This window comes from Paenibacillus sp. Soil522, assembly GCF_001428245.1.
Taxonomy (GTDB): domain Bacteria; phylum Bacillota; class Bacilli; order Paenibacillales; family Paenibacillaceae; genus Pristimantibacillus.
The window spans coordinates 56,958-77,867 of record NZ_LMRV01000001.1; the positions used below are offsets into that span (position 1 = coordinate 56,958).

The 20,910-nt window shown below is 49.5% G+C and carries 21 protein-coding genes; 20 read left to right on the forward strand and 1 reads right to left on the reverse strand.

Annotation, left to right across the window (positions count from 1 at the left end):
• Positions 1 to 163 precede the first annotated feature (163 nt).
• From ASG81_RS00285 to ASG81_RS00315, 7 genes are all read left to right on the forward strand, one after another.
• Positions 164 to 757, forward strand: a complete 594-nt coding sequence (locus ASG81_RS00285) for a helix-hairpin-helix domain-containing protein (protein ID WP_056627402.1) — start codon at positions 164 to 166, stop codon at positions 755 to 757.
• Positions 758 to 971: 214 nt separating this feature from the next.
• Positions 972 to 1,502 (forward strand): deoxycytidylate deaminase, encoded by a 531-nt coding sequence (locus tag ASG81_RS00290; protein WP_056627405.1) that lies wholly within the window; start codon positions 972 to 974, stop codon positions 1,500 to 1,502.
• Positions 1,503 to 1,607: 105 nt separating this feature from the next.
• On the forward strand, positions 1,608 to 4,190 hold the full coding sequence (locus ASG81_RS00295; RefSeq protein WP_155971045.1) for a DNA internalization-related competence protein ComEC/Rec2: 2,583 nt from the start codon (positions 1,608 to 1,610) through the stop codon (positions 4,188 to 4,190).
• 340 nt (positions 4,191 to 4,530) lie between these two features.
• Positions 4,531 to 5,079 carry an RNA polymerase sigma factor gene (locus tag ASG81_RS00300; RefSeq protein ID WP_056627408.1) on the forward strand — a complete coding sequence of 183 codons (549 nt, stop codon included), beginning with the start codon at positions 4,531 to 4,533 and terminating at the stop codon, positions 5,077 to 5,079.
• Positions 5,076 to 6,098 carry an anti-sigma factor family protein gene (locus ASG81_RS00305; RefSeq protein ID WP_056627410.1) on the forward strand — a complete coding sequence of 341 codons (1,023 nt, stop codon included), beginning with the start codon at positions 5,076 to 5,078 and terminating at the stop codon, positions 6,096 to 6,098. The genes ASG81_RS00300 and ASG81_RS00305 overlap by 4 nt, the downstream gene beginning before the upstream one ends.
• A gap of 309 nt (positions 6,099 to 6,407) precedes the next feature.
• Positions 6,408 to 7,442 carry a DNA polymerase III subunit delta gene (gene holA, locus ASG81_RS00310; RefSeq protein WP_056627413.1) on the forward strand — a complete coding sequence of 345 codons (1,035 nt, stop codon included), beginning with the start codon at positions 6,408 to 6,410 and terminating at the stop codon, positions 7,440 to 7,442.
• Between the two features lie 109 nt (positions 7,443 to 7,551).
• Positions 7,552 to 7,773: an SRPBCC family protein gene (locus ASG81_RS00315; protein WP_056627416.1), complete on the forward strand. Its 222-nt coding sequence runs from the start codon at positions 7,552 to 7,554 to the stop codon at positions 7,771 to 7,773.
• A 104-nt stretch (positions 7,774 to 7,877) separates the two neighbouring features.
• Here ASG81_RS00315 and rpsT read toward each other — a convergent pair whose 3' ends face one another.
• On the reverse strand, positions 7,878 to 8,150 hold the full coding sequence (gene rpsT, locus ASG81_RS00320; protein ID WP_056627420.1) for a 30S ribosomal protein S20: 273 nt from the start codon (positions 8,148 to 8,150) through the stop codon (positions 7,878 to 7,880).
• Positions 8,151 to 8,364: 214 nt separating this feature from the next.
• On the opposite strand from rpsT, the gene gpr reads away from it, so the two are divergent.
• From gpr to ASG81_RS00380, 13 genes are all read left to right on the forward strand, one after another.
• On the forward strand, positions 8,365 to 9,372 hold the full coding sequence (gene gpr / locus ASG81_RS00325; RefSeq protein ID WP_081417036.1) for a GPR endopeptidase: 1,008 nt from the start codon (positions 8,365 to 8,367) through the stop codon (positions 9,370 to 9,372).
• Positions 9,373 to 9,608: 236 nt separating this feature from the next.
• Positions 9,609 to 10,850 carry a stage II sporulation protein P gene (spoIIP, locus tag ASG81_RS00330; RefSeq protein ID WP_056627423.1) on the forward strand — a complete coding sequence of 414 codons (1,242 nt, stop codon included), beginning with the start codon at positions 9,609 to 9,611 and terminating at the stop codon, positions 10,848 to 10,850.
• 39 nt (positions 10,851 to 10,889) lie between these two features.
• Positions 10,890 to 11,336, forward strand: coding sequence for a hypothetical protein (locus ASG81_RS00335; protein WP_056627426.1), 447 nt, complete (start codon positions 10,890 to 10,892; stop codon positions 11,334 to 11,336).
• Between the two features lie 80 nt (positions 11,337 to 11,416).
• Entirely contained in the window at positions 11,417 to 13,234 is a 1,818-nt protein-coding gene (gene lepA / locus ASG81_RS00340) for a translation elongation factor 4 (protein WP_056627429.1), read from the forward strand.
• A 143-nt stretch (positions 13,235 to 13,377) separates the two neighbouring features.
• Positions 13,378 to 14,547: a radical SAM family heme chaperone HemW gene (hemW, locus tag ASG81_RS00345; RefSeq protein WP_442952791.1), complete on the forward strand. Its 1,170-nt coding sequence runs from the start codon at positions 13,378 to 13,380 to the stop codon at positions 14,545 to 14,547.
• An 81-nt stretch (positions 14,548 to 14,628) separates the two neighbouring features.
• Positions 14,629 to 15,099, forward strand: a complete 471-nt coding sequence (locus tag ASG81_RS00350) for an N-acetyltransferase (RefSeq protein ID WP_056627436.1) — start codon at positions 14,629 to 14,631, stop codon at positions 15,097 to 15,099.
• Positions 15,100 to 15,169: 70 nt separating this feature from the next.
• On the forward strand, positions 15,170 to 15,445 hold the full coding sequence (locus tag ASG81_RS00355; RefSeq protein WP_056627439.1) for a hypothetical protein: 276 nt from the start codon (positions 15,170 to 15,172) through the stop codon (positions 15,443 to 15,445).
• A 169-nt stretch (positions 15,446 to 15,614) separates the two neighbouring features.
• The gene (gene hrcA / locus ASG81_RS00360) at positions 15,615 to 16,640 is read left to right on the forward strand and encodes a heat-inducible transcriptional repressor HrcA (protein ID WP_056627442.1); all 1,026 of its coding nucleotides are present in this window, start codon (positions 15,615 to 15,617) and stop codon (positions 16,638 to 16,640) included.
• Positions 16,641 to 16,699: 59 nt separating this feature from the next.
• Positions 16,700 to 17,260: a nucleotide exchange factor GrpE gene (grpE, locus tag ASG81_RS00365; protein WP_056627445.1), complete on the forward strand. Its 561-nt coding sequence runs from the start codon at positions 16,700 to 16,702 to the stop codon at positions 17,258 to 17,260.
• An 84-nt stretch (positions 17,261 to 17,344) separates the two neighbouring features.
• A complete protein-coding gene (gene dnaK / locus ASG81_RS00370) occupies positions 17,345 to 19,174 on the forward strand; it encodes a molecular chaperone DnaK (RefSeq protein ID WP_056627448.1) in 1,830 nt (609 codons plus the stop codon).
• Positions 19,175 to 19,278: 104 nt separating this feature from the next.
• Positions 19,279 to 20,406, forward strand: a complete 1,128-nt coding sequence (gene dnaJ, locus ASG81_RS00375; RefSeq protein WP_056627451.1) for a molecular chaperone DnaJ — start codon at positions 19,279 to 19,281, stop codon at positions 20,404 to 20,406.
• Between the two features lie 108 nt (positions 20,407 to 20,514).
• Positions 20,515 to 20,670, forward strand: coding sequence for a YfhD family protein (locus tag ASG81_RS29510; RefSeq protein ID WP_081417037.1), 156 nt, complete (start codon positions 20,515 to 20,517; stop codon positions 20,668 to 20,670).
• Positions 20,670 to 20,876, forward strand: coding sequence for a hypothetical protein (locus ASG81_RS00380; protein ID WP_056627454.1), 207 nt, complete (start codon positions 20,670 to 20,672; stop codon positions 20,874 to 20,876). The genes ASG81_RS29510 and ASG81_RS00380 overlap by 1 nt, the downstream gene beginning before the upstream one ends.
• Positions 20,877 to 20,910: the final 34 nt, after the last annotated feature.

Genomic DNA, 20,910 nt, shown 5'->3' on the forward strand with positions numbered 1-20,910 from the left:
ATGCATAACCAGATTCAAATGAAAGATTTAAGGCCATGCGCGAGCAAATCCCGAATCAAAATATCCGTATTCATTTCGTTTGCTCTCTTACCTTATTCCGCAGAACTTGTTTTATATGTCACTAACTACCAACTATTTTGTCGTTTGCAGGGGGACGTGCCGATTGAAGACTTCATCTTATCGAGTGTCTAATAAACAGCTTTTACTAGCTGCAATCCTTATTATGGCGGCCATTATCCTACTGGCAGCTGCTTTGATGGAGCCCAAACAGACTGCTGCAGGAGAATGGGTGCCGCTAAATGACGCAGTAGAAACGGCGCTTGCTTCGTTAGCCAAACCAAATGATGAGGGCGGGGCGGATGAGCCCGGCAATAAACAAAAAACGGCGAAGGCAATAAGCCAAACCGCACAGCCGGCTTCTCCCGATCCGGAAGCGATTGAAAGCACAGGATCGGATAAGGCTGCCCCGGAAAAACCGGAAGCTGAGGCAACCGCGAAAGGAAAAGCTCGGGCAGAGCCAGAGACCGGAACAAAAGCTAAAGCGGAAGCAAATGAGGGGGGCAGACTCGATATTAATCATGCTACGGCTGCGGAGCTGGATAAACTCAAAGGAATCGGACCATCCAAGGCTCAGGCTATCGTCCAGGACAGAGAAAAAAATGGGAAATTTGCGTCGGTTGAAGATTTGCTCCGAGTCAAGGGAATTGGTGAAAAACTGCTGCTAGGTATTCGAGATAGCATTGTAGCCCGTCCATAATTGTGAGAGAATGGAAGGAAGCGGTATGTTTCAGTTTTGCTTGCCGTTATTGCACCCTTTATAAACTTAATAAGAATTTATTTGCGCTGCAGGAATTCGGAAATATTTATTTCAGAATTTATATATGCAAGCGATAGCGGCTAGCCAACAAATTTAAGATTTATAGATGAGCAGCTAGAACATCAGATGCAGCAAGAGAAAGGAAGATGGAGTCATGAACACCCAAACGCAGGATGCGGTCCGCAAGGATTGGGACACGTATTTTATGGATATCGCTTATATGGTTTCGACGCGCTCGCGTTGTCCGCGCAGACATGTCGGAGCCGTTCTCGTGCAAGGAAAAAAACTGTTAGGTACGGCATATAACGGGGCCCCGATGGGCGTGCAGGACTGTCTCGAAGCAGGCTGCATGATATCGGAGGAGGTAGAGATGAAGCAGATCGACGGCAAGGAGCAGCTTTTCAAAAAGCAGCGCTGCATACGAACGATACATGCGGAGCAAAATTTGCTGCTGTTCACGGATCGTGCCGATCGTGAAGGATCAACCGTTTACGTAACCGACCAGCCTTGCTGGACCTGCGCCAATATGCTCGCAAACAGCGGTGTCATCGAAATCGTCTACCACCGCAGCTATCCGAAGGATAGTGACAAGGTGATCAGCCTGATGGAGCAGAAGGGCATCATATTCCGTTGTTTGGATCATTTCGAACCGCCTGCTCAAGCGCATATGGATGTTACATCATAGCAAAGATAATACGAGCTTATAAGCTGGAGGAGGAACCTCTGATTGCATCAATTGGATGCGTCGGGGGTTCTTTTTTTGTTTTTCAAAGGTTTGGAGGGTGGAGCGATGAGAATGAATCGGCGGCCGTTGATCTGGTTCGCGATTTGCTGGGTTTTGGGGAGCGCTTTGGCTGCTGGCCTGAACAGCCGCGGCGCTTTGCTTGCGGCGGGCGCCGCTGCGCTGCTGGCGCTGGCCGCCGCGCTGTGCAGGCAGGCGTCGTGGCAGCTCGCGGCAGCCTGTGCTTTGGCTGTGGGCCTTGCCGCGGGAGAGAGACTGTGGGCGGATGCCCGCAACGTGACCGAGCTGCCGGCCCTGCTGGCCGCCGCAGAGGCGGAAGGACCGCGAGCTGCATATGCGGCGGAGGCGGTCGGCACGATCGTGTCCGCGGTCGAGGTCGACGGCGACCGCGCGGTATTTCGCGTGGAGGCGCACCGCGTCCGCGCGGCGGGAGTGGACGCCGCGCGGGAGGTGCGCGAGCGTGTGCTTGTTCATGTCCGGCTGGCTGAGCAGCCGGAGCAGGCTATCGCCGCGGCGTGGCATCGCGGCGACAGAGTGCGCTTGGCCGGCAAGCTGTCGCGGCCGGCCGGCGCATCCAATAGCGGCGGATTTGATTACCGCCGCTACCTGAGCAGCCAGAGAATCCACTGGCTGCTGAGCGTGCAGGGCACCGCCGCCGTCGATCCGGCGCCGGGCCCCCGCTGGACCGCGGCCGCTCTGCTCGGCCGCGTTGACGCCGCGCGCGCCTGGCTTGGCGCGCGGATGGACATGCTGTATCCATCCTCGCAGTCCGGATACATGAAAGGTCTCGTCCTCGGCATCCGCGAGGACCTCGACCCCGAGCAGTTCCAGCAATTTTCGCGGCTTGGCTTAACGCATATATTGGCTATTTCAGGCCTCCACGTCGCCGTATTTCTATACTCGCTTGGTGGCCTGCTCCGATTCGCCCGCATGAGCCGCGAAGGGATACTGCTTATTCTCATGCTGTCCGTTCCCTTTTACGTCCTGTTCTCCGGCGCTTCACCTTCGGTTATCCGAGCCGGTCTTATGTCCGTATTGGGACTGCTTGCAGCGCGTATGGGAAAGCTGAAGGACGGCTTGCATCTGCTGGCGGCGGCCGCGGTGCTTATGCTTCTATTCGATCCTTTCTTTATTGAAAACGTAAGCTTTCAGCTTTCGTTTATCGTGACGGTCGGTTTAATTATTGGCGTCCAGCCCGTACGCAGCGCGATGCCGCAATGGCGCAGAGGCAAGCCACTGCTTGATTTGGCAGCCGTTACGGTCGTGGCCCAGCTCGTTTCCTTTCTGGTAACGATCTATTATTTCAATCAATTTCATCTACTATCGATGCTGGCCAATTTTGTTCTCGTCCCGTTCATCAGCTTTATCGTTATGCCGCTTGGCGCAGTCGCGCTCCTCGTCGCGATCCCCTGGGAGCCCGGCGGCAAGCTGCTCGCTTATGCATCGCATTATGCGAACGATTGGACTTTTGAGCTTGTCGATCGGCTTTCGCAGGCGGATGCGCTTAGAACGATCTGGGCGTCTCCGCCTATTTGGTGGGTGGCTGCATGGTTAATCATGCTTGGTGCAATATTCCAAGTCATCAGCGTATGGACGGGGCGGCTGGCAGCGGCCCGTGCCGAAGCCGCTGCCGCCTCGGAGGAAACGGCACCGCTGGGCGCTGCTGCGGCATGCATTATGGTTAAAGATAGGAACAGAAAAGTAAGCATAAGCTTTTATTCACTCCTATTCCTTTCGCTTATTTTGCTTTGTTATGCATATAAGCCGGATATTTTAAATACAAATGGCACGGTTAGCTTTATCGATGTCGGTCAAGGCGATGCCATTCATATCCGTACGCCAAGCGGCAAGCATATTTTAATCGATGGCGGAGGCACGCTGTCCTTTCGTAAGCCGGGAGAGGAATGGAAGGAGCGCAGCGACCCTTTTGAGATTGGCCGGAAGGTGCTTGTCCCTCTGCTATTAAAGAGAGGCGTGCGCGAAATTGATCTTCTCGTTATTTCGCATTTGGACAGCGATCATATCCGCGGCCTAAAGGCCGTTTTGGAGACGATTCCGGTTCGCAGCATTTGGTGGAACGGTACCGTTAAGGAATCGGAGGATGCGCAGAAGCTTCTGAGGCAAGCGCTTGCGCTCAAGATTCCGATGTACGGCGTAACAGCAGGTATGAAGCGTCAACTCGATCAAGAAACCGAAATAAATGTTTTATGGCCGGCGGCTAATGCTTCTTCAGAGGTGGTTAAGCTCGAAGAGCAGAATGAGAGCAGTGTAGTATTGGCTATGCGATTATATGAATCGACCTTTTTGTTTTCCGGCGATATTAATTCGGAAACGGAACGCGCGATTATCCGGAATGAACGGCGGCACTCTCCATTAGTGATGAATAATTTATCGGTAATGAAAGCAGCGCATCATGGAAGCCGGTTTTCGACAGGCAGGGAATGGCTGGATTACTGGAGTCCGCTTGGCGCGGTAGCTTCAGTAGGCGCGGCGAACAACTACGGGCATCCGCATCCGGACGTCCTGTCCAGGCTTGCGGGTGCAGGCGCAGCCGTTTGGCGGACTGACAGAAACGGCGAGGTCCGTTTTACTGTGACAGATGAAGGACTGTATATTTACGATAAGCATTAATGCAGCAGGGTTAATGTCCAGATTCTTGCACTTGCTGCTATCATGTCATTTATTTCAACATTCATTCGAGTATTAACAGTGGTCAAACTCCTCCCGTCGGTTTTGGCCAATTTCTATATACGGGGTACTAGAAATTTGGTATCCTTTGATGTGGAGTTTATTTCGTTTCTTTTTCCGGTAAGAGAGTTTGCTTCACTTATTCATAAAGATTTTCTAACAATACGAATTTTATTATGCATTGGCAGCTGTTACTAAAAAATATATAGTTATTTTTCTTATTAATCTGCAACTTTTACCGCAATCCGTTCGTCAGAATGGTTGCAAGAGAGGGGGATCCTTCGTGGTGGAGCCGGAGCTTATAAGAGCCGCTCAGTCGGGAGATCGCGACGCTTTAATTACTCTATTGCGAGAGATTGAAACACATGTTTATCGGACAGCCTACTATATATTAAATAATGAACAGGACGCCCTGGATGCAGCGCAGGAAGCGCTTATTCGCATCTACACGAAAATTGGCTCGTACGAAGAAAAAGCACAATTTAAGACTTGGATTCAGCGTATTGTAACTAACATTTGCATTGACAAGTTTCGGAGAAATAAACCGACCGTCTCGATAGATGAGCACGACATGGTATTCCATGAGAAACAGAATGTGGAGGACGAGGTAATGTCTGCTTATGCTGCTCATGACATTCGAGCCGCTATCGATAAGCTTCCTGAGCACCATCGCGCGGTTGTCGTCCTTCGGTATTTACAGGATTTCTCTTACAATGAAATTGCAGACTCGCTTGATTTACCGCTCAACACTGTGAAATCATATTTATTCAGAGCTAGGCAGCAGCTGCAAACGTTACTCCATGATTATCAGAAAGGTGGTGTCCGGGGATGAATTGTCAAGAGGTGATGGAACTAATGCAAAGACAGCTTGACGACGATCTCGACGAAAGCGAGAAAACAGTCTTGATGAATCATACTGGACAGTGTCCGGACTGTGCAGCTATGTTCGAGCGTTTACAGCTGTTGTCCGCCGAGCTTACCAGTTTGCCGAAAGTAATGCCGAGGTACAGCTTAGTGGATGCTATTATGCCGCAGCTGGAACGGATTGAGCTGTTTAGTCAGCCTGAATCGGAAACGGAACCGTCCTCTGCTGTCGAAATGGCGGAGCCGGCATCGCTCCGCGCGAAGCGTGAACGACGCTGGCCGTCTATACGGATCATGAGCGGTGTTATCGCGGCAGGAATCGTAGCAGGATTGTTTCTGGTTACGTATAAGCCGGGTATGTCGCCGGGCTTTAGCGGTGCAGCGCAATTTGCAGCTAATGACGCTGCAAATAGCGGGGCAGCCGATATGGCAAATGAAACGCGGCAGGAATTATCGTTTACTGCAAAAATTCCTGAAAATATCGATGCTCCAAAAATTGGAACGGAAGCACTTAAGAAGCAGGATAGCGCCGAAGAGCCTTCATCGAATGCGAATAAGGCAGAATCAGAGGAGAAAGCGATGCCAACTTCAGGGAATTCGGATGCAAGCACGGGCAATGATGCGCCTGCTGCCGAACAATCCGATAGTATAGACAAAAGCCTTAACGATGGCGACGGATCGAACTCTTCCGAGGGATTTACCGGTAAAGAAGACAAGAACGGATATGGCATTGCAGCTGATCATTCTGCATTAATTGCCCCTAATGGCAAATATAGCGCTCAGGCAGAAGACTTTACGCTCAAAATATACGCCGTATCAGACCAATCGCTTGTGTTCACATCACCGCGCAAAAACGGTAAGCTGATGAATCTGAACTGGTCAGAGGATAGTGCGCAGCTGACCTACGAGGTTCATTTGGAGCAGGGCGCAATCGTGAAATATGTCATTGATCTGGCTTCCCTTACGGAGAAGAAGGCAGATCATTAATTAGAATATATGCAAGCATAAGTATAGCTCTTCTGCTTGACTCATATTTCAATTTGAAAAAGCTTTTCCGCCCGGACGGCGTCAGCCGTTTCCGCTAGGAGTTATTCGCACACATTTATCCGCTGCTGCATAGATTATAAGCAACGAGAGTGTCTGCGACGAAGTCTTAACGTCGTATGACCATCCGCAGGGCGGCACCATGGGCCTGCCTGCAGATGTTTATATAGATGTTCGACAAGGGATGAAGCCTATAAACGGCTCATCCCTTTGTTGCCGTGTAATTGTAATTACTGGTGATGGGGTGAAGGAATGGATGCCAAGGAAGCATTAAAGGAAATAAAGGGCGGCCGCTTTCGTCCAATCTATGTGCTGTATGGCAAGGACCGATACCGGCTGCAGCAATTTATTAACGCGTTGACAGATGCCTTGTTTACCGCTGAGGAACGCGAGCTCGGCATTGTAAAATTTGATACGGCGGAGACCTCGATCGATGAAGCCGTTCTCGAAGCGGAGACATCGCCGTTCTTCGTTCAGCGCAAGCTTATCCTCATAAGGGACGCGACCGTCCTATGTGCCGGCGGCAAAGAAGGCGGAAAGATCGAGCACCGTCCCGAGAAGCTTATTCAATATATGGAATATCCTTCAGAGTCGTCGATCATTGTCATTTCCGTAAATGCCGAGAAGCTGGACGAACGGAGAAAGCTCGTAAAGACATTAAAGGACCGCAAGGCGCTGGTTCCGTTTCCAGAACTGGATGCGGCTCAGCTTAAGCAATGGATGATCAAACGGGCATCGGAGCAAAACCGGACGCTGCTGCCAGATGCGGCGGAGCTGCTGCTCTCAAGGGCGGGAGCGAATATGCAGCAGCTGTCGCAAGAGGTGGACAAGCTCTGTCTGCATGCAGGCCAAGGCGGAACCATTGATCTGGAATCTGCAGCAATTCTTACCGCTGCGGCCGTTGAGGAGGATGTGTTTGCGCTCGTGGATGCCATAGCTGAGCTTCGTATTGACAGAGCGATTCGCTTGTATAGGGAGCTGCTCGTACGCCGTGAGGAGCCGATTAAAATCGCGGCGCTTATTGCTAGGCAATTAAGGATCATGCTGCAAATCAAAGAGCTGGAGCAGCATCAATATTCACCGCAGCAAATGGCTGGCCAACTTGGCTTGCATCCTTATGCCGTCAAGCTTGCCGCGGAGAAAAGCCGGAAGTTTCAAGTGGCGAGGCTTGGCAGGCTGCTCGCTTCCCTTGCTGATCTCGATTATCAAATGAAAACCGGAGCCATCGACAAAACGCTCGGTTTAGAGCTGTATTTGCTTTCACTCGGCATGGAGAAGGGCGCATAACCCTGTCTCCAGCGCCGTTTTTTTATTCATTGTTCAACGCCTATAAAGAAGCAGACCGAATATTGAGTACTACAAGGGTTAACCGCTAGCTGAAAGGGCTGATGATTTAATGCCGATTGACCGGCTAATCGAAGTGACATGGGTTACAGGGAACGGGGGGGCGAAGGGAGCCGAGACGGTTGTTACGGTTGAGCTGGAGCCTCAAAGCAACGGCATACTGCTGCGTCTTTCGCATAAAGGGTTTTCGGATGAGGAATCACGGAATAAACACCACCATAAATGGCCGTTCGTACTTGAGCAGCTGGACAAACAAATGACAGCAAGCAATTAATAAAAAAAGCTTCACCGCCCGGTAAGGAGCAGTGAAGCTTTTTTTTGCCAAACGACCTTCAAACGCCCATAGGACGGCGTAAAGCGTTTAAGCTGGTATCTTGTTTAGGCTTGAGCCGAAAGGGCGTTAAGTCTTTTAGCAAGACGAGATTTTTTGCGGGAAGCCGCATTTTTATGAATCAGGCCTTTAGTTACTGCTTTGTCCAACTTTTTCGTTGCAGCGACAAGAGCTGCTTTAGCAGCATCTACATCAGTGCCAGCGATAGCATGGTCAGCAGATTTAACGGCCGAACGAAGTGCGGATTTTTGGGATGCATTCAAAGCACGACGCTTTTCACTTGTTTTAACGCGTTTAATCGCGGATTTAATGTTTGGCATGGAATTCACCTCCTAAACTGTTTACAGCGGTTTATTTACATAATAAACCTAAACAACACAACTTAAAATATATTATCATGCACAAGCCCAAAAAGCAATAGCAGAAGCGCCATGTTGAAATAGTCTGTCCAAGCGGCACGCTGATTGACGAGTATGAAAAAAAACCATCTGCAAACAATAACCTCAGAACTTGTGATTGAAGGGAGAATGAGCAGTGGAGAAAGATCTCGATTTGCAAAAATACAATGTCAGAACCGATTTGGCGCTTGAAGCGAAGGAGATGGCCGAGGCTCCGCGGGGCGGACCTATACCTGGCATCCAATCGGAAACAACCGAAGATGACGGCATTACGGTAACGCAGCTTTATGTTCAGGACGAGCAGGGCGCTCAGGCGATTGGAAAAATGCAGGGGCATTATGTGACAATCGAGGTGCCGGGGCTGCGAAATGGCGATACGGGGCTGCAGGATCGCGTCGCGACGCAGTTCGCGAAGCATTTTGAAGCCTTCCTTGAAAGATTGTCCATTAACAAAACGGCGCGAGTGCTAATTGTCGGCTTGGGCAACTGGAATGTTACCCCTGACGCGCTTGGTCCAATCGTTGTAGAGAACGTGATGGTTACCCGTCATTATTTTGAGCTTATGCCTGACCAGGTAGCGCCGGGCTACCGGGCCGTAAGCGCGGTTGCGCCGGGGGTGCTTGGCATTACGGGTATAGAGTCCAGTGAAATCGTGCACGGGATCGTCGACAAAACGAAGCCGGATCTGGTCATTGCGGTCGATGCGCTTGCTTCCAAGGCAGTTGAACGCGTCAATACGACGATACAAATTGCGGATACAGGCATTCATCCGGGGTCGGGCATCGGCAATAAACGAAAAGGGCTGACGAAAGAGATTTTAGGCGTGCCCGTCATTGCGATAGGTGTGCCAACCGTCGTTTATGCTTCGACGATCGTAAATAATACGCTTGAAATGATGAGCAGCCACTTTAAGAAGCACAACGCCAATTCGGATCAAATTTTGGGCCTGGTGAATCAGATGGAGGAAGCGGAGCGCCTTCAACTGGTTAAGGAAGTGCTTAGTCCACTCGGTCACGACCTGCTGGTAACCCCTAAGGAAATTGATGAATTCATTGAGGATATTGCGAATATTATTGCGAGCGGTCTTAACGCCGCGCTGCATGAGGCTGTCGATTCAAGCAATGTGGCCGCCTATACGCATTAACATACGGAAAAAGAATGTACAATACAGGGGCTGTCTCTCAGGTTTTAGACCTTTTGAGACAGCCCTTTTTGTTTTTTGGATGTATGCAGCTGATTACGTTCCAGCGCCGATCTGCTTCAACACAACTCTATTAGAAGCAAATCTTTCACATGAATGAGGTTCTATGAACTCTATCACTCTCATAGTTTAGTAGTAACTCAGCCACTGGCTCAAAGAAGCGGGAGGTATAAAAGCCAATGAAACGAAGGATCATGCTGCTGGATATCGGAAGAGAAAGCAAACGAATGAGACAATTGCTAGTAACGGGACGTACGTTCGCGTTGCTCTCTTTTAGTTCTATGCTGTTTTTTGTCATGCTCGGTATTGCGGGTATTGCGCATCAGCAAACGACAAAATCGCCGGTCAATTCGATGAAAGGATTCGCTGCTGCCGTATCCAGCGGCTTTTTTGGGGATATGCTAGAAATGGAGATGCCTGCTTTTCATAGCAGCCTGGAAACGGAGTCGTTTACGACCAAGCAAATAAGCGCATTTCTAATGCGGGCGTTAACAGATATCAATCCAAATGATCCAAAGAGTCTGCTTGCAGGCGAGCTGCCCGGCATGAGCGCAAATGACGCTATACTCATACGCAAAGGCTTGGGTACGGATACGGCTGTAGGACCGGAGGACAATGCACCGATCACTTATGACCCGCTTGGCGGCATTAATGAGGAAACAGGAGTCGATGTATCAGATAATGAAGTTGGGAATGAAACGGATCCACTGCCTACGGACGAGCCTGCCGAAGGCGATAACGACGAAGAGGTGAAACCAACGACTGGCGGCTCTAAAGTCGTATTCATTTATCACTCTCATAATCGCGAATCATGGTACCCCGTGCTGACGGATAAATCAAAGGACCCGAACTCCAGCACCAAAAATATAACGCTCGTGGGCAAGCGGCTTGCCCAAAAGCTTGAGGAAGAAGGCATCGGCGCGCAGCATTCTGATACGGACTATCCAACCGCCATTAAAAATTACAGATGGGAATTATCTTATAAATATTCGATGAAAACCGTCAAGGAAGCTATCGCCAGCAGCAAGGATTTGAAGTTTTTCTTCGATCTTCACCGCGATTCGCAGAGACGGAAATATACGACGGTCGAAATTGACGGGAAGAGCTATGCGCAGGTTTATTTCATCATTGGCCATAGAAATCCGGATTGGGAAAAGAACGAGGCATTCGCGACCAAAATTCATGAGGAATTAGATAAAAAATATCCAGGCATCTCGCGCGGTATTTGGGGGAAAACCGCTGCATCCGGAAATGCGGAATACAATCAGTCCTTGGCGACGGATAGTGTTCTTATCGAAGTCGGCGGTGTGGATAATACGCTTGAGGAGTCCTACCGTACAGCGGATGCGCTTGCGGAAGTGATATCCAACATTTATTGGGCGGATGAGAAGGTATCGGCGAAGAATGGGAAGGCGAACTAGCAGGGCAATCATTTTTTAAAAGAAAGGAACGATGAGCAAATGAAGCGGAATACGCTAAAATGGACGGTGCTCGGCGGAGCCATGGCGATTATCATCATGTACGGCATTGATATGACTTCAGCGGGCATTGAGCGTATATACGGTCCCGTGGAAGGAGCGGACGAATATACAGAGACCGCTTCGCCTGAGGAGACCGTAAATCCGCGTAATGAGTTCGCAGTTTCCCAGCAGAAAAAAATTGCCGAGCTCGAGAAGGAGCTTGAGGAGCTGAAGCGGCTTGCTTCGCTCGCAGAAGCTGAATATACGCCAGCGCCTGCGCCTGCCGAAAGCATAGCTGCCGAGAATGAGCGGCTGCCCGGCGTTCCGACCCAAAATGACCAGCCGGCCGTGAACCGGATAGCCGATTCAACCTCCGGCCTGCTGCAAAATATGTCAAGCGAAGGCATTCGCATGGTCGTTTCCATATTCGACGGCTTGATCAAATGATAATGAACATTGCTGGTATTCCCTTGAACTGATATAATAGGAGGAATGATCAGCATTATTGGAAATTGTGGGGGTTAGGCATGACTGACGTACGTGACCGACAAAAGAGAATTAGGAATTTTTCCATTATCGCACATATAGACCACGGAAAGTCCACGCTTGCTGACCGGATTTTGGAGTTTACCGGCGCCTTGTCATCCCGCGAGATGCAGGAGCAGGTGCTTGACCAAATGGATTTGGAGCGGGAACGCGGAATTACCATTAAGCTGCAGGCTGTTCGTTTAGCGTATAAGGCAGATGATGGAGTGGAGTATATTCTGAACCTGATCGATACACCGGGACACGTCGATTTCACATACGAGGTTTCACGAAGCCTGGCGGCTTGTGAAGGCGCTTTGCTCGTTGTCGATGCTGCTCAAGGTATTGAAGCGCAGACCCTTGCCAACGTATATTTGGCGCTGGATAACAATCTGGAGATCGTGCCCGTCATTAACAAAATCGATTTGCCTAGCGCGGAGCCTGAACGGGTGAAGCAGGAAATCGAAGATGTAATCGGACTTGATGCGAGCGATGCGGTGCTTGCTTCGGCGAAAGCCGGTATCGGCATCAAAGAAATATTAGAGCAGCTTGTCGTGAAGATGCCTTCACCGACCGGTGATCCGGATGCTCCGCTTAAAGCGCTTATTTTCGATTCCCACTATGATCCCTATAAAGGCGTAATCGTCTATGTTCGGGTTATGGACGGAAACATCTCAGCGGGCAAAAAAATCCGGTTTATGGCGACGGGCGCAGAATTCGAAGTCATCGAGGTAGGAGCCTTTATGCCGCGTATGTCGATCGTGAAGGAGCTTGCTGTCGGGGATGTCGGTTTTGTCGTAGCGGGTATTAAGAACGTAAAGGATACGCGCGTCGGCGATACGATTACTGATGCGAAGAGACCTGCGGCGGAGCGGCTGCCCGGGTACCGTCAGATCAACCCGATGGTATTCTGCGGTCTGTATCCAATCGAAACACAGGACTATAACGATTTGCGCGAAGCGCTCGAGAAGCTGGAGCTTAACGATGCATCGCTCAGATACGAGCCGGAATCGTCAACTGCGCTGGGCTTTGGCTTCCGCTGCGGATTCCTCGGCTTGCTGCATATGGAAATTATTCAAGAGCGGATTGAACGGGAGTTCAACATCCCGCTTATTACGACCGCACCAAGCGTAATCTATAAGGTAACGTTAACGAACGGCGATACGCTGGAGATCGATAATCCGTCGAACTATCCGGAAGCCGGAAAGCTCGACTTTGTCGAGGAGCCGTTTGTTAAAGCGGCGATTATCGTGCCGAATGATTACGTCGGCACGATTATGGAGCTTTGCCAGAACAAACGCGGCGAATTCGTTAATATGGAATATTTGGACACCAACCGCGTTACGATTACGTACCAAGTTCCGCTGTCGGAAATCGTTTATGATTTCTTCGATCAGCTGAAATCTAGCACGAAGGGTTATGCTTCGTTCGATTACGAGGTAACCGGTTATCGTAAATCCAACTTGGTCAAGATGGACATTATGCTCAACAATGAGCAGGTCGATGCTTTGTCCGTTATCGTTCACCGCGATCGTGCATACCAACGTGGCAAGGTTATTTGCGAGAAGCTGAAAGAGCTTATTCCGCGCCAAATGTTCGAGGTGCCGATTCAGGCATCCATCGGAAACAAGGTTATCTCCCGCGAGACGGTCAAAGCAATGCGTAAAAACGTTCTTGCCAAATGCTACGGCGGTGATATTAGCCGGAAGCGGAAGCTGCTCGAGAAGCAGAAGGAAGGCAAGAAGCGGATGAAGCAAGTAGGTAGCGTTGAGGTGCCGCAGGAAGCGTTCATGGCGGTACTCAAAATCGGCGAGGATTAAGACGTACGAGGATGAGGGAGGGCGCAGCTCTCCCTCTTTTCTATTGAAAGTAACCTTTATTTCGCATTCTGTATCCAAACAAAATTGAGCCGCGGCGCTAGTATACGGCGTTAGCCGTTTGCGCTTGAAGGAGAATGTTAACGATGACCATAACGCAATCACCGCGCGCTTTGTATATACACATCCCGTTTTGTACGAATAAATGCCACTATTGCGACTTTACCTCCTATGTTTTGAAAGGGCAGCCGGTCGACGAGTACCTGGACGCGCTTGAAATGGAAATGCAGCGGACGGTTGCGCAGTGGCCGCCGGCGGAAATCGATACTGTATTTGTCGGAGGCGGCACGCCAACCGTACTTACCCCGCCGCAAATGGAAAAATTTCTGAAGGCTGTCCGCACTTATTTTCCACTTGCCCCGAATGTGGAGTTTACGATGGAAGCGAATCCGGGTACGACGGATATCGATAAGCTGACCGCCATGAAGGCTGGAGGAGTGAATCGGATCAGCTTCGGCGTACAGTCCTTTGATAACGGATTGCTGGAGCGCATCGGACGTATTCATAGTGTGGATGATGTCTACCGCAGCATTGAAAATGCGCGTGCAGCAGGCTTTACCAATTTATCAATCGATTTAATGTTCGGCTTGCCGGGCCAGACGGTCGAGCTGCTGAGAGACAGTGTTAACCGGGCAATGGAGCTGGGGCTGCCCCACTATTCCATTTACAGTCTGAAGGTAGAAGAAAATACGCTGTTCCATAAGCTGTATGAGCGCAATGAGCTGCCATTGCCTCCGGAAGAAGAGGAATTTAATATGTTCATCCTGCTGATGGACATGCTGAAGGAAAACGGCTATGCGCACTATGAAATAAGCAATTTTGCTAAGCCCGGCTATGAAAGCCGTCATAATTCCACTTACTGGCGCAACGAGCCTTATTACGGATTGGGAGCTGGTGCGCATGGCTATACGAATCGCATGCGTCACGTCAATTTGAAGGGCATTACGCCTTACATCGATGCGGCAGCGGAGAAGCTTCCACGCCTTGAGACGGCCTTGGTGCCCGAGGCGGAGGCGATGGAGGATTTGATGATGGTAGGGCTTAGGCTGCTTGCGGGTGTGCCTGCGTCACGCTTTTCTAATCAATTTGCAGGTCAAACGCTGGAAGGAAAGTTTGGCGGTGTAATTCATAAATTGATGGACGATGGCCTGTTGGAAGCTGAGAAAACCGGGGACGACACCATTTATCGGCTGACGGATAAAGGCGTGCTTCTCGGGAACGAAGTGTTTGGCTCTTTTATCGGATATTCCGGCTAAAATTCTCTTGAGAATTAATTCGTTGTGTTGTATATTTATTCATATTGATTTTGATTGCACCGGGTGGAGGCGAAGGCAAAAATGCAGGCATTGCAGGTCGTATGCAGAAAAGCGGCAACAGACGATATCGAGACATTATTTCATTTAATTAAAGGTTATGCCGAGAAAGGCATTATGCTGCCTCGCACTCGGGAAGCGCTCGAATATATGATAGATACATTCGTCGTCGCGGAAATTGGGGACGAGGTTGTCGGCTGCGGTTCCCTGACTAGGCTGGGCAAGGATTTAGTAGAGATACGGTCGCTAGGCATGTCCGAGGGCTACAAGGGCGTCGGCATCGGAAGCAAGCTGGTCGACGCGTTGATCGAACAGGCAAGAGAGCAGCAAATTCCGAAAATTATGGCTTTAACGTACGCCGTATCCTTTTTCGAGAAAAATGGCTTCAAGGTCGTAGATAAAGAAATTTTTCCCGAAAAAGTATGGAAGGATTGCGTAAACTGTCCGAAGCAGCTCGCCTGCGATGAAATAGCCGTTCTGAAAATGCTGGATTAATCGCAATTATTTACGTTTTGCTATATAGTTAAAGAAAGTGTTTATTGTCATATAGAGGAGCCATATAGATATGAGCCAAAGAAAAGACCAGCTTGCTGCAGTAGAGGATAAACTTAAACATGTAACGACGGTGCTGCTGAAAAAATGGGCAGGATTAAGCGGATTTTACGGTTTTAAGGCCATGGAGTACGATGAGGTGTTCGCTTTGCTGAATACGAACGGCTGGAAAGTGGTTATCGATGACACTGCTGCGCCGAATCGCATCGTAGAATTGTATCAAGGCGAGAATCGGATCAGAAGAGAGAAATATGCAGTCGATGAAGCGGGAAGAGTGCATAAAGTATAATAAGATTTTTAATTAAACCGAATTTAGGCGCACTAAAAATGCCGAACTGACTTGACAATCGACAAGTTGGTTTGGTATTTTTGTAGTAATGATTAGCACTCGATTCGATTGAGTGCTAACGATGGTAAACCGCAATAACGGATTAAAAATTTATGTAGGGGGTATTCGAATGCTGTCGGAACGACAACGGATGATTTTGCACGCAATTGTGGATGATTATATTCGCTCAGCAGAACCAGTCGGTTCACGCAGCATTTCGAAGCGCGGCGACGTTGGCTTCAGTCCGGCTACTATTCGCAATGAGATGGCGGATCTGGAGGAGCTTGGCTTCCTGGAGCAGCCGCACACGTCAGCAGGGCGTGTCCCATCGACTAAAGGCTACCGTTATTATGTTGACCACTTAATAAAGCTTAGTGAAGTGGATGAGAATGACATTGGCATGGTTCGCTCGTTCGTTACGGACAAAATGAACCAAATGGAGCAGGTCATTCAGCAAACCGCGATGATCCTATCCAATTTGACCAATTACACATCTATTTTGCTTGGACCGGAAATGTTCAGCACGTCACTTAAGCATTTTGGCCTTGTGCCGCTTGATCAAACGTCGGCAGTCGCCATTATTGTGACGAACACCGGACATGTTGAAAACCGGACGATAACGATTCCAGCCGGCCTCAAAATGGAGGATATGGAAAAGGTCGTTAACATTTTAAACACGAGACTGGTTGGCGTTCCGCTGGTCCGTCTGCGTTCGAAGCTTTACACGGAAGTGGGGCAAGAGCTTGAAAGGCATGTTGATCATTATGAACAGCTGATGCAGGTGCTGGATCATGCGCTCCAAAATGGAGATGAGCATCGGATCTTCCTCGGCGGAACGACAAACATGCTGACGCAGCCTGAATTCAAGGACGTTGACAAAGTAAAAACGATTTTGGATCTGCTTGATGAGACACCAGCCATAATGAAAATGTTTTCCGGCCTTCCATCAGGTATACAAGTACGTATCGGGACAGAAAATGACCATAAGGCAATTAGCGATTGCAGTCTTATAACAGCAACCTATGCCATTGATGGACAATCGCTGGGAACGATCGGTATTTTAGGACCAACACGAATGGAATACGGCAAAGTCATTAGTCTCTTGGATATGATATCTAAGGATATGGCGGTTCTGCTCAGCCGCTGGTATAAATAGTTTTATGCTGAAGCTTGCGGTGTCAAATCTACTTCGTACATTTTTAAGGAGGTGATTGCATGAGTACAAAGGAGCAACAAAATGAAGCGGCCCAGGCTGCGGAAGAGGTAGTAACTGCTGAGCAATCGGAGCAAGCTTACGAGGAATCGGTAAGCGAGGTAGTGGAGGAAGATGCGCGTTATGCGGAACTTCTGAAGCTGGCTGACGAGAACCAGCAGCGCTTTTTGCGCGTCCAAGCGGATTTCGACAATTTCCGCCGCCGTACATTAAAGGAAAAAGAAGAGCTCGGACAGTATGCATCGATGAAGCTGATCGGTCAGCTGCTGCCGGTTGTAGATAATTTTGAACGTGCTGTTGCTGCTGCTTCGTCTAACGGCGATTTCGAATCACTTGCGAAGGGCGTGGACATGATCTTCCGCCAACTGGAGCAAACGCTGGAGCAGGAAGGCCTAAAAGCGATGAACGTAGTAGGTGAGCCGTTTAACCCTGAATTCCACCAGGCTATTATGCAGGTTGAATCCGACGAGCATGCGGAAGGCATCGTAGTAGAAGAAGTGCAGAAGGGCTATATCCTGAAAGACAAGATTTTGCGTCCAGCAATGGTTAAAGTAAGCAGCTAGACATAAATGACTATCTTCCATAAATAAGGCACAGAAAACGGATGTCGCGTTAAAATACAATTCCATGTAGGAGGAACTTTAGCTATGAGTAAAGTAATCGGTATTGACCTTGGTACAACAAACTCTTGCGTAGCAGTAATGGAGGGCGGCGAAGCCGTCGTTATTCCTAACCCGGAAGGCAATCGTACAACCCCTTCGGTTGTAGGCTTTAAGAAGGACGGCGAGCGTGTTGTCGGTGAAACGGCAAAACGTCAAGCGATCACGAACCCTGATCGTACCATCAGCTCGATCAAACGCCATATCGGTACGAACCATAAAGAAAAAATCGACGATAAAGATTATACGCCGCAAGAAATTTCTGCAATCATTTTGCAAAAATTGAAAGCTGATGCGGAAGCATACTTAGGTCAAACTGTAACACAAGCGGTTATTACGGTTCCTGCTTATTTCAACGACAGCCAGCGCCAAGCTACAAAGGATGCTGGAAAAATTGCCGGTCTGGAAGTACTTCGTATCGTCAATGAGCCGACAGCTGCCGCACTTGCATACGGCCTTGAGAAAACGGAAGACCAAACGATTCTCGTTTATGACCTTGGCGGCGGTACGTTTGACGTATCCATTCTTGAGCTTGGCGACGGCTTCTTCGAAGTTAAAGCGACAAGCGGCGATAACAAGCTGGGCGGCGACGACTTTGACCAAGTGATCATCGATTACCTTGTTGCTGAATTCAAGAAGGATCAAGGTATCGACCTGTCCAAAGATAAAGCGGCTGTTCAACGTTTGAAGGATGCTGCTGAGAAAGCGAAGAAGGAACTATCCGGCGTTTTGACATCGGCTATTTCGCTTCCGTTTATTACAATGGTTGACGGCGTTCCGCAGCATTTGGAGATCAGCCTTACCCGCGCAAAATTTGAAGAGCTTGCTGCTGCACTCGTTGAGCGTACGCTTGGACCGACTCGTCAAGCGCTTAGCGATGCAGGCATGTCTTCTAACGATATCGATAAAGTTGTACTTGTAGGGGGATCGACTCGTATTCCTGCGGTACAAGAAGCCGTTAAAAAATTGATCGGAAAAGACCCGCATAAAGGCGTTAACCCGGATGAGGTAGTTGCTCTTGGCGCTGCCGTACAAGCGGGCGTATTGACTGGCGATGTGAAAGACGTAGTATTGCTGGACGTAACGCCATTGTCCCTCGGTATCGAGACTGCTGGCGGCGTGTTCACAAAAATGATCGATCGCAACACGACGATTCCTACGAGCAAGTCACAAGTGTACTCCACTTATGCCGACAATCAGCCGGGCGTTGAAATTCACGTCCTGCAAGGCGAGCGCTCGATGGCTGCAGGCAACAAAACGCTTGGCCGCTTTACATTGAACGATATTCCTCTTGCACCGCGCGGCGTACCGCAAATCGAAGTAACTTTCGATATCGATGCGAACGGTATCGTTAACGTATCCGCACTGGACAAAGGCACAGGCAAAAGCCAAAAAATTACGATTACTTCTTCCAGCGGCCTGAGTGAAGATGAAATCAATCAAATGATGAAGGACGCTGAGCTGAACGCTGAAGAAGACCGCAAGCGCCGCGATCTTGTTGAAGCCAAAAACAGCGCTGACCAATTGGTCTACTCCGTTGACAAAACGATTAAAGATCTTGGCGATAAAGTGGATGCTGCTGAAATCGAAAAAGCGAACGCTGCGAAAGAGAAAGTGACTGCAGCGCTTGCAACTGACGATCTTGAGCAAATTAATGCAGCAGCAGCGGAGCTGACAGAAATCGTTCAACAGCTTTCGGTTAAGCTGTATGAGCAAGCAGCGCAAGCAGCTGAAGGCGCAGCGCCGGAAGCAGGCGCGGCAAAAGGCAAAGACAACGTAGTAGACGCTGATTACGAAGTTGTTGACGATAATAAATAAAGTGTAGCGAGCAAGAGGTCAAAGACAGGCGCTACCTGGCTTTGACCTCCTTTCGTGCGCAATTGCGCATGGAATCATATGATAGATAGCGGAGGTGAGAACAGGTGGCAAGCAAACGTGATTATTATGAGGTGCTTGGTGTTGGCAAGGATGCATCGGAAGATGAAATTAAAAAATCATACCGTAAATTAGCCCGCCAATATCATCCCGATGTGAACAAGGCTGCGGATGCGGAGACGAAATTCAAGGAAGTAAAGGAAGCTTATGACGTACTGAGCGATGACAGCAAACGCTCGACGTATGACCGGTTCGGCCATGTTGATCCGAATCAGGGCATGGGCGGAGGCGGCGCAGATTTCGGCGGAGGCTTCGGCGATATTTTCGATATGTTCTTCGGTGGCGGGGGCGGTCGCCGCGATCCAAACGCGCCGCAGCGCGGCAATGATCTGCAGTATACGATGACGGTCGAATTTAAGGAAGCGGTATTCGGCAAAGAAACCGAAATTACGATTCCGCGCACAGAGACATGCGATACCTGTCATGGCGACGGAGCAAAACCGGGTACGAAGCCGGAAACTTGTTCGGTATGTAAGGGCAGCGGACAGCAGGAAGTTGTGCAAAATACGCCGTTCGGGCGCATGGTCAACCGTCGTGCTTGTACGAATTGCAGCGGCACAGGCCGCGTAATTAAAAACAAATGTACAACTTGTCACGGCGCAGGCAAAGTGAAGCGTCAACGCAAGATCAATATCCGCATACCGGCTGGTGTTGATGACGGCGCGCAAATCAGAATGTCAGGCGAAGGCGAAGGCGGGCTTCGCGGCGGTCCTGCAGGCGATTTGTATATCGTCATTCGCGTGAAGGCGCATGAGTTTTTCGAACGCGAAGGCGATGATATTTATTGCGAGGTCCCGCTTACTTTTGTTCAGGCAGCGCTTGGGGATGAAATTGAGATTCCTACGTTAACCGAAAAGGTGAAGCTGAAGGTGCCGTCAGGCACTCAAACGGGAACTTACTTTAGGCTTAAAGGCAAGGGCGTGCCTAAATTGCGGGGATACGGCCAAGGTGACCAGCATGTGAAGGTTACGATCGTAACGCCAACAAGCTTGACCGATGATCAGAAGGAACTGCTGCGCCAGTTTGGCGGGCTTAGCAGCGATGCCGCAGCCAATGATCATGAGCACCATGAATCTATTTTCGACAAAATGAAAAAGGCGTTCCGCGGTGAATAACCCGGCACGTCTTTTTTCCTTTTCATAACTGTATAGATTTTGACGGAAATTCATATTCTATTCGGGTAGGAAAACCATACATCACAAACAACCGGAGGGAATTTAACAATGGAAGACAAAAACAGTTTGGAAAAACAAAACTTTGGTAACTTACCCATAGGAAAAAATGAGGATGTAGAATTTTCCGAAGAGCTTGCAGACGAAGCTGACCGCATAGCTGCGGAGCGTGCAGCAGCAGCTGACCAGCGCAACGAGCAGGAATAATGAGTCAAATCGAAATTCAAGCAAAGTTCGAGGGCGAGGGCGCTGCTCAGGAGGCTTTGCATAAGCTCCAAGCGCTGCGCGCGGTTGAAGTGAACGGATTGTTCGATAGCGGATTGCTGACCGCTACCGTGGATGAATCCGTCGCTGAACGAGCGCTCCATCTGATCCAGCAAATAGGCGGAGATGTGAATACGACGGTTACTTGATAAGGAGAGTCTGCAAGTCAATTGCTTGCAGGCT

Excerpts from the sequence above, each read along its gene's own strand:
- grpE (WP_056627445.1), top strand. The coding sequence starts at position 16,700 with ATGAGTACAAAGGAGCAACAAAATGAAGCGGCCCAGGCTGCGGAAGAG.
- spoIIP (WP_056627423.1), top strand. The coding sequence starts at position 9,609 with ATGAAACGAAGGATCATGCTGCTGGATATCGGAAGAGAAAGCAAACGA.
- ASG81_RS00305 (WP_056627410.1), top strand. The coding sequence starts at position 5,076 with ATGAATTGTCAAGAGGTGATGGAACTAATGCAAAGACAGCTTGACGAC.
- ASG81_RS00295 (WP_155971045.1), top strand. The coding sequence starts at position 1,608 with ATGAGAATGAATCGGCGGCCGTTGATCTGGTTCGCGATTTGCTGGGTT.
- rpsT (WP_056627420.1), bottom strand. The coding sequence starts at position 8,150 with ATGCCAAACATTAAATCCGCGATTAAACGCGTTAAAACAAGTGAAAAG.
- ASG81_RS00335 (WP_056627426.1), top strand. The coding sequence starts at position 10,890 with ATGAAGCGGAATACGCTAAAATGGACGGTGCTCGGCGGAGCCATGGCG.
- ASG81_RS00315 (WP_056627416.1), top strand. The coding sequence starts at position 7,552 with ATGCCGATTGACCGGCTAATCGAAGTGACATGGGTTACAGGGAACGGG.
- hrcA (WP_056627442.1), top strand. The coding sequence starts at position 15,615 with ATGCTGTCGGAACGACAACGGATGATTTTGCACGCAATTGTGGATGAT.
- hemW (WP_442952791.1), top strand. The coding sequence starts at position 13,378 with ATGACCATAACGCAATCACCGCGCGCTTTGTATATACACATCCCGTTT.
- lepA (WP_056627429.1), top strand. The coding sequence starts at position 11,417 with ATGACTGACGTACGTGACCGACAAAAGAGAATTAGGAATTTTTCCATT.
- holA (WP_056627413.1), top strand. The coding sequence starts at position 6,408 with ATGGATGCCAAGGAAGCATTAAAGGAAATAAAGGGCGGCCGCTTTCGT.
- ASG81_RS29510 (WP_081417037.1), top strand. The coding sequence starts at position 20,515 with ATGGAAGACAAAAACAGTTTGGAAAAACAAAACTTTGGTAACTTACCC.
- dnaK (WP_056627448.1), top strand. The coding sequence starts at position 17,345 with ATGAGTAAAGTAATCGGTATTGACCTTGGTACAACAAACTCTTGCGTA.
- ASG81_RS00290 (WP_056627405.1), top strand. The coding sequence starts at position 972 with ATGAACACCCAAACGCAGGATGCGGTCCGCAAGGATTGGGACACGTAT.
- ASG81_RS00350 (WP_056627436.1), top strand. The coding sequence starts at position 14,629 with ATGCAGGCATTGCAGGTCGTATGCAGAAAAGCGGCAACAGACGATATC.
- ASG81_RS00380 (WP_056627454.1), top strand. The coding sequence starts at position 20,670 with ATGAGTCAAATCGAAATTCAAGCAAAGTTCGAGGGCGAGGGCGCTGCT.
- ASG81_RS00355 (WP_056627439.1), top strand. The coding sequence starts at position 15,170 with ATGAGCCAAAGAAAAGACCAGCTTGCTGCAGTAGAGGATAAACTTAAA.